A 12795-nucleotide genomic window follows, 5' to 3' on the forward strand; every position below is an offset into this window, starting at 1 on the left:
TGGCGTCATGAATCGGATCCTCAACCGAGTACCGCACATCAATCTGAGCTGCCAGATGGAAAATCACCTCCGGGCGATGTTCAGCCAGGAACGCGTCGAAGTCCAACTCCAAGATGTCAGCTTCAACGAAAGTGCACTTCCCGGTGGCTTGGGCCGCGGCAAGGTTCTCGGTTCGACCGCGGCTGAGGTTATCCACCACAACGACATCGTGGCCCTTCTCAATCAACAGATCCGTCAAATGAGAACCAATAAACCCGGCCCCGCCGGTAACAAGAGTGCGCATGAGCTCCACCTTAGTGGAAATAGAAACCCCGAAACGGAAACACTCCCAGCCCACTACCAAAAGCAGGCCTCCCGGAAACCGGAAGACCTGCTTTTATTCTTGAGCCGCCTGCGAGAATCGAACTCGCGACCTTTTCATTACGAGGGTTGAACTTTAGGCGTTTCCCGATTTCCATGTGTGTAATGCTTGCCAGTTATTGCAGCTAGTAGCACCTTTTGCGTTTCAGGAAATTGGGGGCAACTTTTCGTGTAGCGGACTGTCAGCGGACTGACTACAGTCGCAATCCACTGTTCAGCACTCTAATGTCGCCACCTCGCGTAATTATGTGGTCAATATCTTCACCCGATTCAATTTTCTCCAGCAGGTATTCAATGTCGACACCTTCAGAGACAGCCAACGAAGCTGTCGAATGAAAATCAAGAATGCCCTCCATTAGCTTCAGCGACTCCTGAAGATGGGCATAAGCCCCTCGAAGAATGTTCAAATCCTCGGGCAACCGCTCGATCACCACCCTGATGCTCTTGTCGCTTTCATACTCGAGGCTTGAGTGGCGATCATTGAACCGATTCAGAAATTCCTCTACGACTTCAAATGACTTCATTGCTTGTTGCTTTACTGCCAGGACCGCCGAAAATTCCACATCCGTGATCCTCTCCAGCTCATCCTCGACAGATTGAGGGGCGAGCAAGTCAAAGAATGTCCTCCAGTCGATATTCAGGATGTCTGCAACCTGGACAGCTTCATCAAGGCCAATTGAACGTTCGCCGCGTTCAATCTTGCCGATAGTTGTTTGTATGATCTTGCCGTCAAGACGCTCATCCAATGAGGCCGCTAGATCAGATTGAGATAGTCCACGAGCTTCCCTCGCTTCGCGAATGATTTTTCCAATCGAGACTGCCTTTTCTTTCATAGCTCCATAGTGTCAGCCAACAGGTCAGTCAGCCTATTATCGGCCACCATTGCCTACCCCATATTAGGGCACATTACGCACATGAGCCTAAATTCGGTTAATTAGCCTCTGCCAGCATAAACAACACAAACTCCACCAATTGACACGCTGACACAAACCCATCATCGGCTATCAAGCCTTGTATCGGTCTACTTTCCAGCTAAAATAGTGCATATCGGAGCAAGTGCTTCGGTCGCCACCAGGGAAACGAAAGCTTCCAAGGCTGGGGTGTTAACCACAAGGCAAGGGAGATTTATATGTTCGACGTTTTAGAACTCACCAAGGCGGCAGCAGGATTTGCCGACAGCAACGGGATTGGCCTCGGATTCCAGCGCTGCCGAAAGATCGTGCTGAAGGAGATTCGGATTTACGAGCGCGAGGTTGAGCGCACGTCCGGGCTTTGCTTTGAGACATCTGATGATTACAAGACCACCACCTACAGCGACCCAACCGGCGAGACTGCGGTGCGGAATGCCATCCGCTCGCTTATCGCCCGGTCTGTTCGCGCCGAAAACCTCTAAGCCACCAAAACAAAACACAAGGAGAAAACAGATGCAACCACTACTCGGATCAAACGAAGTCGCACAGTACCTCGGCGTATCCCCAGCCACCCTACGAACCTGGCGCTCCCGCAACATCGGCCCAGCCAATTTCAAGATCGGACGAAAAGTCGTCTACAACCCCGAAGACCTCCAAAACTGGCTCAGCGAACAACGACACACCACTGCTCGCGGTGACGTTGCATAACTGAAATTAACAACAGCCAAAACCGCCAAGGGAAAAGAAAATCCTCGCTTGCACACCACTGCAAGCGAGGAACCAAGAAAAGGAATTAAACCAATAATGAGTGTACCAAACACTAAGGCGCTCGGAAATGTGCTGGAACAAGCAACAAAACTAATCCGAAAGTATGTCATCCTCCCCGGCGACCATGATGCAGAAGTCGCGGCGCTGTGGGCAGCACACACCTGGGTAACACCAGCGTTCTACACCACGCCACGGCTCGTGTTTTCAAGCCCCGTACCGGGCAGCGGAAAGACAAGGGCTATCGAAGTGCTGGAGCTAATCAGCTTCAATCCCCGGACTGTCATCTCATCTTCGCCAGCGGCACTATTTCGCAGCATCGGCAAAGCACACAAAGAAGGAGTGACACCACCAACGATCCTCTTCGATGAAATTGATGCAGTATTCGGCAATAGCAACCCTTCGGAAGGTTCCGAGCAACTACGGAGCATTATGAATGCCGGGTACAAGCGGGGAGCAACGGTCGCTCGATGTGAAGGCTCAGCGGAAGTCATGTCTGTGGTTGACTACCAAATCTTCTCAGCGCTTGCCCTCGCAGGGATCGCAGGGAAGCTCCCAGACACGATCCGCACCCGAGCAATCATCATGAACATGAAGAAGCGACTCCCCCACGAAAGAGTCTCCCCGTTCAAGTCTCACAAGGCCGCGAAAGAGGCTCAATCGATTGTCGCCGCATTTGACAGCTGGGCACCATCAGCGATCAGCACTCTGATGGATGTGGAGCCGGACATGCCCCCAGGCGTTGTGGATCGCCCAGCGGAGGTTTGGGAGCCACTCGTTGCTATCGCAGATATGGCGGGCGGTAAGTGGCCTGAGATTGTTCGGACAGCTTGCCTCGATCACATCCATGCGCCGAAAGATGATCGCGGTTCAATGAGTCTTGATTTACTCTCCGACATTCGGGATGTGATGGGGCATGGAAATGATGCGAACTATTTCCGAGTGGACAAAGTGAAGTCGAAAGAATTGCTCGGCCTGTTGCATCAGATGGAGGATTCTCAATGGGGTTCACTTCGTGGTGGTACGTCTCTTGATACTCGGTTCATGGCGAAGCTTTTGTCAGGCTACGACGTGCGCCCGATCAAGTTTAAGGACGATATAAATAAGGCTGTTTCGGGTTACACCTTATCGGCCGGACAAGGGCAGGCTGGACTTGCCGACGCATGGAGCCGATACCTGCCCGCCCCATCCACCCCAGAAAATGCGGTAACCACGGTAACCCAAGTAACCAAGCAGGTCAGAGGCCTAGAAGCGGTTCCCGAAAGTGGCCAGGTTACCGATGATCTAAGTAACCGAACACTGTTTGACAATGATTCCCAGCAAGGCGGTTCCCGCAAATCTCGGGTAACCAACACCAAAAAGGAACCAAAAAACATGCCCTCTACCAGCATGGTTACCGCAGTTACCGCAGTTACCGCAGATTCTGGGGGGCATCCATCAGGCGCGGGCGAAGAATACGCGGGAGGAGCTGTCAGCTGGTAAATCAAGACCCTCAAAACACGGCACTAAAAGCCGCAAATAAAGAAAAATGAAATCAAAAAGAATGCATTAAACAAAGGAGAATGAAATGCAAACTGTAAGCCAAATCGCAACGATTGCGCTAGGTGAATTGCTCGTTGGAAAGTATCTCACTTCCGAAGAACTGGATGCCGGGCAAGATGGCTCAAATCCGAGTCGCGAGCAACTGGAACGTGTCCTGAAAGCCAGCGGGTTGACGTGGCAAGATTTCACGTACCGAATGAGCCTCGTTATCGAGGATGCGGTCTAACGAAGATGATGCTCGATGGAATCGGGCTGCGGATTCTGATCCGTGACTCCAGGCTCTTGATTGAAGAATGGCGGACGTTGCGCGAAGCGCGGGAGTTGTGCGAAGACGGGCGTGGATTGTTTTATCGGTCATTGACAGATCAAGGCATCGACCGGGCCGATCTTGAGGGCCGCTATCTCGCCGAGTTGGGGCGTTACGCGTTGCAGTGCGGATATATCGAACCGCTAAGCCTTAATTGCTTTGTATGGCGCGGTGGTGAACGGTATGTAGGACTGCGGACGCTCGACCAGGATTGCTATCCCGGCTTGTTGCGTCTCGTCCGTGCGTTGCAGGATGCATCCGAGGCGCTGGCCGCTGATCCTCTCGTCGGTGAAATCTTGGAGGATTGGGATGTGGTTCATTGGTGGGCTGCTCAGGCGCTTCCCGGCTTCAACGATCCAAAGTGGCTCAGCGAAGCTCAGGCATGTCAATTGGTATGGCGTGGCCGCAGTACTTTGAAGCGCTGGCGACTGTCAGGAAAAGTGCGAAGCAAGGGAGAGGGCGCTCAGAGGCTTTACGCAATGGATGATTTGGTGACATGCGCCAACAATATGACAGAGAATCAGTTGACACCCCTCAAGCAATATTCGCAGGTCAAGACCGTTTAGTCCGGTCGTTGATAAAATGGAATTGTAGGGTTTTTGAGGAAGTGCAGGCTCCGAACTGGCCTTGCCTCAACTGTTGTTAATAAGTTGGGTTGACTCGCGCCCCCTGGAAAAGGGCGCGGGTCTTTTTTAATGCCCAATATCGACCAACGGAAATCAAGGGAGGTGAACCGTGAACAACGTCAATCAACTGCAACCAGCGGAAGAAGTGGCGGCAAGGCTCGCAGTATCAAGACAGACATTGCGACGCTGGACAAAACAGGGAACTTTCCCCGATTCAATCCGCATTGGCCGCAACAGCTACTACCCGCCTCAAACAGTAGAGCACTACTTAGAACACGCGCTTACAGGATAAGGAAAAACATGATCGTTGAAGCTACAGGACAACGAGGAACAATCGCCGTAATCATCGAGGATGACCTCAAGGAAAAGCAGAATCTGTTCATCAGAGCAACACGCGCTTACTCGTTGAACGAGCTACAGGCACGAAGTTTTGCCGACACTCTGAACCGAGCAATTTTTGAAAAGTGGGGCGAGGCATGACGCCCATTGCATTAGCACCAAAGAACAGTCTGCCAGCGGAAAACAAAGGAAAAGCTATGACACTCAACCCAATCCAAAAAGTTGAATACGCTATCGGTGAAGCAATCGCAGAGAACGGTATGTTCTTATTCGAGTCATGCTCCACGGGACACGGCACACATCGAAAGATCGCAGTGCGCATCTATGACGCCGATCATGAAGAAGCTCCGTTCGAAACTTTCGAGATGCCCTTGTCGATGGTTACTTCGATGCATCAAGATCAGTTGAACCGCCATGTCCGCCGCATCATCGCCCTAAAGTTCCCTCCTGCATGGTCTGGGGACTTCCTCCCAGTTTTCCGGGCCACACAGGAATTGCTATCGGAATTGAGCATTGGTTTTCCTCAATGGGGAGAGATCATGCTCAAGCATCAGCAGCATTACGAAAGTATGTGGGCAAATGCTTTTATGCGGATGGGTGAAACTCCGGAACAGATCGCTCGCATGGGCAAGGCGTACCTGAGCGCTAGTCCCGCCGACTCGATGCCACGCCCCGGCGATCTATTCCATGCGTATTACGACGAGCTGGAGCGTGCAGGAGCAGGGCAATGAGACAGCTAGCGCAACCTGACCCGCGTGGAGTGCTCGCACTCATCGAACTCACCAAAGACATTCGAGACGCCGAACTCGCAACCCAAGCCGCAGACAAACTACGCCCCGCCAACTGCACCATGTGGTCGGAACAGCACCAGCGCAATCTACCCGCACACAGGCGACAGGCCACCCCAACAGAGCTGCACCTACTTGAACAGCTCGGATACGACACCACCGGCATCGAAACCACCTACATGTGGTGGATCACCCCAGGGGTTCGGTTTCGTTGGTGGGCTGAGATTGACAAACAAAACAAGGAGAAACAACAATGACCAGCGAAAATGACGAAACTGCACAAGCCCCTCAGGCTGATTCAGAGGTACTAGCACCCCAAGGGGATACCTCCAACGCCTCTAACGGCGAATCTGACCAGGCAAAACAGGAAAACCATGTTGCCGAAGCGAAGAAGTACCGCAAGCGCGCCCAGGAAGCCGAAGCGCAACTTGAGACAGCCCAAGCACGATTCAACTCACTAGCGCGGTGCGTAATCGACGCTGAAGTTACCCGCCTCGGAATCAAGCCCGCCGCACTCTGGGCAACCGGCACCACCATAGAAACACTCCTAACCGAAGATGGCGGGATCGACTACACAGCCCTACAAACAGCGGTCGACACCACAGCCGAATCACTAGGCATCACCAGGGCACAACCCGCCTACAGCCCCAACCAAGGCAAAGGCACGGAACCTATCAAAACCGCCTCATGGGGATCAATCTTCACCCGCTAGCCCGTATCATCCCGCATCACCTCGTGGTGTGGGGTCATATGCGCTAGACACTGGCAGTCAGCCACCTCAAGCACATAAGCACACAGGGCAGTGAAGCCCTATCCGCCGCACGCAGTACGCCCGGCAGATCAAACCATTCACATTTTCTAGTGCCCTCGAAAGGACACATCATGCTTACTACCGATAAGGTAATCCTCTCCCCGGATCAGATTGAATCCCTGCTGATCAACCCGGTCTTGGAGAACTCCATCGCCGCACAGGTATCCGACACCATCAAGACTGACTCCCCTCGCGTCGTGTTCCCACGCATCGGAGACATCGCCGCCGATTGGGTACCAGAGGGCGAAGAAATCCCGCTCTCTGAACCAACTAAGAACGAGGTTCTTGTTGTCCCCCGCAAGGTTGCATCCCTGATCGTTACAACCACTGAAGGGCTTGATGACTCTGCCACCGGCTACTTCGACTCTGTAGGCTCCACGATGGTGAGCCAGCTCATCAACAAGGTCGATGAAGCATACTTCACTGCTGTAGCTGATCCCGCACCAAAGGGAATCGCCGCAGTCGCAGGCGTCACCCCACTTACGGGCGACCTCGCAGACCTTGACTTGTTCGCACAAGCCCGCGCCTCCATCGCGTCCGCTGGATTCGTGCCCGGCTTCTTTGCAATCAACCCCGCCGACGCTCTTACCCTGAGCACTCTCAAGGAAGCCACCGGCAGCAACAAAACCCTGCTCGATGTTGACCCAACTTCGCAGCGCTTCATCGTTGCAGGCACTCAGGTAATCGTGTCCAAGCACGTACCAAAGGGCACCGGATACGCAATCCCGAAGGGCGTTTCTAAGCTCGTTGTACGCCGTGACGCTGAAGTAACCGCCGACAAGTCCGCATTCTTCACCCGCGACAGCGTCGGCATCCGAGGCACCATGCGCGTTGGATTCGGATTCGTAGACGAAGCCTCCATCGTGAAGCTCACCTTCGGAGCAGCCGCCTAACAATAGGCAAACAGCGTGAGCGGCCCCCTCCCCGGTTCAAGGCCGGGGCACGCACATGTACAGCCACAAATACTCAGAGGGACAGGCCCACACACGAAGCATCAACATCAAGCCGCACAACGATACCCAAGGCCTACGAATCCGCATGAAATACGGCAAGAGAGCCACCTTCATCATCCTGCCTCATGAAGAAGCCATTGACCTCCACGCCACACTCACTGACCACCTCGAAGCCCTCTAACCAGAGGGCTTTTCCCTTACCTCGCAGGAGATACGCATTGACCTACGCGCCCTGGACATCCAAACGCACCATGAAGCGATACCTCGAAGACTTCAAGATGAGTGGCACATCCAAGCACGCTAAACGCCCCTCTAAACCCCCAACGGGTCGAACATAGGTTCGAGTATGGGGAACGCGAGAAAACCACCCCAGGGGGGCATAAAACGCCAAATAGAGGGCACACAGCCCGATGGCTTAGGCGTTCGTTGTTTCTACATATCTGGGGGTCATGGCTGAAAACTGTTTTCATTACTGATTTTGATTTGTGAGGTGTTGTTATGGCCGGGATTGGTGCCCCGCCTAAGCTCAATTCGATCCGCCGCAAAGGGCAGGGATTCCGCGTGTTTCACGGGAAACCGGGTGCTCAACCGTCTTTAGAGTCGGACTTTGGTGAACTTAACCCGGTTACACTCACGCGTTGGCATCCGTCGACCTTGAGGTTCTGGGATGAGTTGGGTGACCTTGAGGTAACGCGGGATTTGATGGATGCTCAGTGGTCGCTTCTGGCTCGCGCGGTGATGTTGGATGATGCGGTGCTCGCGGGGCGTGTGTCTTTGGCTTCGGAGGCTAGGCTACAGCTCCGAAAGTTCGGCATTGCGCCTAGTGATGCGCTTCGTCTGCGGCAGGGTGGATAAGGGTCGGCCCTGGCGGAGCCGGGGGGCTTCGACGCCAGGGCCTCGCCGCGTACGGGGGGATTGCGACTGTGTCTATTTTGGCATGAGCGTTGGAGTGTTGCACGGGGAACAATCCGAGCGGAAATATAGCACTGGCCAAATATGCCCCTGACCTGCGCTTTTATATCAGCTTATATGGCCCGTAGAGCGATTGACCCCACCTAGGGTACGCACTGCGGGCCTTCAAAGCCTTAAACAGCCTCCTAGAGACAGCATCTTCAGCTAAAAACAGACTCATAAATGTAGACAAAGGAAAAGTGATGGCACAGCAACGACGAACACCGGGAAATGTCCGCATCGAGGATCGGTGGAAGACGAAGGAAGGCAAACCAACCGTTCGCCACGGGAAGGGCAATCGGTGGATGGTCCGTTGGGTTGAACCGACCGGCGATGAGAAGTCGCGGAGCTTTTCCCGAAAGGCTGATGCCACGAATTATGCCGGTCACGTCACTACACAATTGACTCGTGGTGAGTACACATCACCGGAACTCAGACAAACGACTATCGGTGTCCTCTTTGAACAGTGGGAGGCGATCAAGGAGACGGAGGTGACCGGGCAGAGCATGATGGGGCGGCGGAGCGTCTGGAGGAACCACATTAAGCCCACTTGGGAGAAGGTTGAAGTAGGTGTGGTTCGCAAGGCTCATGTGACTTCCTGGATCGCTGAGAAACGCAAGGAAGGTGTGGGAGCATCAACGCTTCAGCTCGCTCTCGTTGTTCTTCGTGGCATCCTGGAGCACGCTGTTGATCTTGGGTACATCACGGCGAATCCTGCTCAGCGGGTCAAGGTTGCCAGCGAGGATAAGCCTCCCCGCAAGATTCTCACTGTGGCGCAGGTTGAAATGCTCGCTAACAAGGTGGATTATCTGCCCGAGTTGGTGCGGTTCCTGGCCTATACGGGGATGCGCTGGGGCGAGGCCACTGCCTTAACGGTTGATGATGTTGATCTGGAGAAGCGACGGATACGCATCATTAAGCGGGTTCAATCTGCGGGCGGGAAGCTCACGATTGCTCCTGCGACGAAGACCGGCGAGAACCGGGTTGTTGTGTACCCGGACGAACTGGACACCTCGATCCGAACTGTGCTCGATGGCCATGTTTGGGAGAACCGGTTGTTCAGTTCGGTTGAAGGGCACTTGCTACGCAATGGGCAGTACATGAAGAAGTTCTTCAAACCGGCACTGGAGGCATGCCAGGATGAGGTGGAGGGTTTTCCGGATGTGACTATCCATGACCTCCGACATACTGCCGCGTCTCTTGCTATCAGTGCCGGGGCTAATCCGAAGGCAGTTCAACGGTTGCTGGGCCATAAGTCGGCAACAGTGACTATGGATACATACTCGGACTTGTTCCCGGATGATCTTGATGATGTTGGGCTGCGGATGGGTGAGCTAATCCGTAGCGGACTGTCAGCGGACCAGGACGAAGATGGGAATGAGTAAACCCCAGGAGAAACAGTGTTCTACCTGGGGATTTAATGGAGCCGCCTGCGAGAATCGAACTCGCGACCTTTTCATTACGAGTGAAATGCTCTACCGACTGAGCTAAGGCGGCACCGATGCACACAGCATCGTCGTTAAAGCTTACCGCACGGTAGATTAGTTCAAAAAACAGCAGGTTACTGCACCTGGCATGCCTTCCGCAGTCGCCCCACTAAGCCACTGAGGGCAACCACTGGACGCACATTGTGCCCAAGTGATTCTCGGCAAAGATTGATCGCTTCGAGGCAATCAGTGAGCGCCTCCGGCGTATTTTTCCCAGCCAGGTCCGTGGACAGTCCATCAAAATCAGGATGAGTCAACTGTATCGACGCACCCGAAGCCTTCAAGAGGGCATCGCGGTAGAGGCCAGCAAGGTCGATCAACGCTAGATCAAAAGCATCGCGCTTGGCGCGAGTTTGTCGCTTCTTGTGCACTGCTTCCAGCGCCTTGACCTCCGTTTCCATCCCTTTTGTCATCCTCGCCGTGCCTTTACCCTTAACACCGGCTCCGAAGGCATTGCGTAGCTTATCCAGTTCTTGCTCTTCGGCGGGGGCAAGATCGGTCTTCACCTCATCCTCCACGGTCTTTACCAGTGCGCCGACCTCCTGGAAAGCCGCCTCCTTGTGGTACACCAGCTCCGCCAGATGTAACACCTGTGCTCGACGCGACTGGGCGGCCGCGGAGTGAGCCAAGTGTCGAGCGCGACCGATGTGGCCGGATGTTGCGGCAGCCGCCAGCCGAGCAGCTTCTTCGTTCACACCACCCTCCGCCAGCAGGATCCGGGTGGCGTCCTCAAGCGAAGGCGTGGGCACGTACACATGCCGACAGCGGGATCGCAAGGTAACGGAAATATCGCGGCGATCGGTGGAAGGAGCACACAACATGATCACTGTGCGGGCAGAAGGCTCTTCAACCGTCTTGAGCAATGCATTCGCGGCACCGTCCGATAGCCGGTCCGCATCCTCGATAATGATGACCCGCCAGTGCGCCAGTGTCGGCAGCGCAAGCGCCGGCCCCACTACCTTCTCTCGCATCAGATCTACGCCAATCGATAGCTCTGTGGGAACCACGTGGACAAGATCGGGGTGCTTGTCCGCCATCACATCGCGGCAATTCTGGCACGTTCCACAACCGACCTCGGTTGGGGAAGTACACATCAGCGCAGCAGCAAATGCCCGCGCCGCATTAGAACGACCGGACCCCGGAGGCCCCGTAAAGAGCCAAGAGTGGGTCATCGCCGCCGCAGTGGCCCCCTTTTCACCCCCGACGCCGGCAGCCAGCTGACGAGCTGCGGAGGCGGCGTCGATAAGCGTGCGGCGGAGTTGTTCGGCCCCGGATAGCCGATCAAAGACAGAATTTTCGCTCACCCAACCCACCCTATATTGCAAGCCAGATAAAGTAAGAGGCATGACTCGTTTTGTGCAGATCGTGAAGTGGCTATGGAAGACCTCCTGGCCGCTCTACGCTGCCACCATCTTCTTCTCCAATGTGCTGGGCGCCATCGCCACAATGATGTTCTTCCAATGGCTCATCCCGATGCCCGGAAAGAATGAATTCCTCAGCTTCAGCGGCCCTTTACCCACGGTCGGGATCGGGTACCTGGTTGTCGGCTCGCTGGTCGGGGCCGTGTTGTCTTTCCTGCTCTTCCGACCCGTACTGGCCTGGCAGCACAGCCCGGAAGACCACGATCCGAACATGATTCGCAACCTCGTCATGCGCATCCCCGTGTATCAGGCGATGCTCTGTGCCGCGATGTGGCTGATCGGAATCATCATCGTTACCCTCATGGCAACCACCCACGGTGGTCGAGTCGCACTGGTCCTCGGCTTGGCATCCCTGCTCGGAGGCTCCGTTGTCGTCCTGCTCACCTATCTGGAGGCAGAGCGGATCGTGCGCCCCGTCGCAGCTGAGGCACTAGCCAAACGTTTCGAGGACTCCACCCTAGAACCACCAGTTACACAGCGTCTTCGCTTCACCTGGCTCGTCACCTCAGCTGTACCGCTAATAGGGATCTGCCTCCTCGTCGTTGGACATCACTACCACTACTTCACCGATGACGCCGCCGACCTACTGCCCGCGATCCTTGCTCTTGGCGCTACCTCGCTCCTAGCCGGCTTCGCAGCACAAACGCTGGTGATTATGAGCGTGGTCGACCCCATTCATGAGTTGCAAAGCGCCATCAACCGAGTGCGACGCGGCGAACTCGACGTAGCCGTAGATATCTACGATGGTTCCGAGATCGGCGTGTTACAGGCAGGCTTCAATGAGATGATGCGCGGTCTACGGGAACGGCAGCGGGTGCGCGATCTCTTCGGACGCTACGTAGGTACCGAGGTTGCCCGCCGGGCCATGGAGGAACGCCCTACCCTAGGTGGTGAAGACCGCAGCGTCGCGGTGCTTTTTGTCGACGTCATTGGCTCCACCACCTTCGCCGTCAATCACACCCCAGAAGAGGTCGTTGCTGCACTCAACAAGTTCTTCGAAAAGGTCGTTGATGTTGTTCACGAACACAAGGGTGTCATCAACAAGTTCCAGGGTGATGCCGCGCTCGCGATCTTCGGCGCTCCGCTACTGCTTGCCGACGCCGCTGGCATGGCCCTCGCGGCCGCCCGAGAGCTCCGCATCGAACTCAAAGACATGGATCTAGCCGCGGGCATTGGCGTCGCCTCTGGGCACGTGGTCGCTGGCCACATTGGCGGACACGATCGCTTCGAATACACCGTCATCGGTGACGCGGTGAACCAGGCTGCGCGCCTGACCGAACTAGCCAAGGACACACCGGGCCGAGTGCTCACCTCCGCCTCTACCCTGCGCGCCGCCAACGAGGCCGAGCAGGCGCGCTGGACGGTCCTCAAATCGGTGGAGCTGCGCGGACGAGGCGAACTCACCCAGCTGGCCCGCCCGATCCGTCCGACGCTCGCAGACCGGTCTTAGGCTACTGTTCGCTACTTCCAACCTTTCCGATATAGATCGGGCAGGGCACACTTGGGTATCTCCCACTTATCCGACCACCCCTAA

18 protein-coding genes and 1 tRNA gene are annotated in these 12795 nt (G+C 55.2%); 15 read left to right on the top strand and 4 right to left on the bottom strand.

Annotated features, from left to right (window positions below):
- Together WG915_RS08845 and WG915_RS08850 are read right to left on the bottom strand one after the other, a co-directional pair.
- On the bottom strand, positions 1–283 hold a 283-nt coding region (locus WG915_RS08845), incomplete at its 3' end, for a GDP-mannose 4,6-dehydratase (protein WP_339565020.1).
- A 271-nt stretch (positions 284–554) separates the two neighbouring features.
- Entirely contained in the window at positions 555–1193 is a 639-nt protein-coding gene (locus tag WG915_RS08850; RefSeq protein WP_339565021.1) for a helix-turn-helix domain-containing protein, read from the bottom strand.
- Between the two features lie 296 nt (positions 1194–1489).
- Here WG915_RS08850 and WG915_RS08855 point away from each other — a divergent pair, with 296 nt between their 5' ends.
- From WG915_RS08855 to WG915_RS08920, 14 genes are all read left to right on the top strand, one after another.
- Positions 1490–1753, top strand: a complete 264-nt coding sequence (locus tag WG915_RS08855; RefSeq protein ID WP_339565022.1) for a hypothetical protein — start codon at positions 1490–1492, stop codon at positions 1751–1753.
- 31 nt (positions 1754–1784) lie between these two features.
- Positions 1785–1979: a helix-turn-helix domain-containing protein gene (locus WG915_RS08860; RefSeq protein WP_339565023.1), complete on the top strand. Its 195-nt coding sequence runs from the start codon at positions 1785–1787 to the stop codon at positions 1977–1979.
- A gap of 96 nt (positions 1980–2075) precedes the next feature.
- Positions 2076–3518, top strand: a complete 1443-nt coding sequence (locus WG915_RS08865) for a DUF3631 domain-containing protein (protein WP_339565024.1) — start codon at positions 2076–2078, stop codon at positions 3516–3518.
- Between the two features lie 85 nt (positions 3519–3603).
- On the top strand, positions 3604–3804 hold the full coding sequence (locus WG915_RS08870) for a hypothetical protein (protein ID WP_339565025.1): 201 nt from the start codon (positions 3604–3606) through the stop codon (positions 3802–3804).
- A gap of 5 nt (positions 3805–3809) precedes the next feature.
- A complete protein-coding gene (locus tag WG915_RS08875) occupies positions 3810–4451 on the top strand; it encodes a hypothetical protein (RefSeq protein ID WP_339565026.1) in 642 nt (213 codons plus the stop codon).
- A 169-nt stretch (positions 4452–4620) separates the two neighbouring features.
- Positions 4621–4803: a helix-turn-helix transcriptional regulator gene (locus tag WG915_RS08880; protein ID WP_339565027.1), complete on the top strand. Its 183-nt coding sequence runs from the start codon at positions 4621–4623 to the stop codon at positions 4801–4803.
- Between the two features lie 8 nt (positions 4804–4811).
- On the top strand, positions 4812–4991 hold the full coding sequence (locus WG915_RS08885) for a hypothetical protein (RefSeq protein ID WP_339565028.1): 180 nt from the start codon (positions 4812–4814) through the stop codon (positions 4989–4991).
- A 56-nt stretch (positions 4992–5047) separates the two neighbouring features.
- A complete protein-coding gene (locus WG915_RS08890; RefSeq protein ID WP_339565029.1) occupies positions 5048–5581 on the top strand; it encodes a hypothetical protein in 534 nt (177 codons plus the stop codon).
- Positions 5578–5895, top strand: a complete 318-nt coding sequence (locus WG915_RS08895; protein WP_339565030.1) for a hypothetical protein — start codon at positions 5578–5580, stop codon at positions 5893–5895. The genes WG915_RS08890 and WG915_RS08895 overlap by 4 nt, the downstream gene beginning before the upstream one ends.
- Entirely contained in the window at positions 5892–6350 is a 459-nt protein-coding gene (locus WG915_RS08900; RefSeq protein ID WP_339565031.1) for a hypothetical protein, read from the top strand. Before WG915_RS08895 ends, WG915_RS08900 begins: the two co-directional genes overlap by 4 nt.
- Positions 6351–6520: 170 nt before the next feature.
- Positions 6521–7342, top strand: coding sequence for a phage major capsid protein (locus tag WG915_RS08905; RefSeq protein ID WP_339565032.1), 822 nt, complete (start codon positions 6521–6523; stop codon positions 7340–7342).
- Positions 7343–7397: 55 nt separating this feature from the next.
- Positions 7398–7583, top strand: a complete 186-nt coding sequence (locus WG915_RS08910; protein WP_339565033.1) for a hypothetical protein — start codon at positions 7398–7400, stop codon at positions 7581–7583.
- Positions 7584–7900: 317 nt separating this feature from the next.
- Positions 7901–8257, top strand: a complete 357-nt coding sequence (locus WG915_RS08915; RefSeq protein ID WP_339565034.1) for a hypothetical protein — start codon at positions 7901–7903, stop codon at positions 8255–8257.
- Between the two features lie 299 nt (positions 8258–8556).
- Complete coding sequence (locus WG915_RS08920; protein WP_339565035.1) at positions 8557–9738, top strand: tyrosine-type recombinase/integrase; 1182 nt, start codon at positions 8557–8559, stop codon at positions 9736–9738.
- Positions 9739–9774: 36 nt separating this feature from the next.
- Here the strand turns inward: WG915_RS08920 and WG915_RS08925 are convergent.
- Positions 9775–9850: transfer RNA gene (locus WG915_RS08925), tRNA-Thr, on the bottom strand.
- A 64-nt stretch (positions 9851–9914) separates the two neighbouring features.
- Complete coding sequence (locus WG915_RS08930) at positions 9915–11144, bottom strand: DNA polymerase III subunit delta' (protein ID WP_339565036.1); 1230 nt, start codon at positions 11142–11144, stop codon at positions 9915–9917.
- Positions 11145–11184: 40 nt separating this feature from the next.
- Here WG915_RS08930 and WG915_RS08935 point away from each other — a divergent pair, with 40 nt between their 5' ends.
- The gene (locus WG915_RS08935) at positions 11185–12711 is read left to right on the top strand and encodes an adenylate/guanylate cyclase domain-containing protein (RefSeq protein ID WP_339565037.1); all 1527 of its coding nucleotides are present in this window, start codon (positions 11185–11187) and stop codon (positions 12709–12711) included.
- Positions 12712–12795 lie beyond the last annotated feature (84 nt).

The sequence above is a fragment of the Corynebacterium sp. H128 genome, assembly GCF_037482625.1.
Taxonomy (GTDB): domain Bacteria; phylum Actinomycetota; class Actinomycetes; order Mycobacteriales; family Mycobacteriaceae; genus Corynebacterium.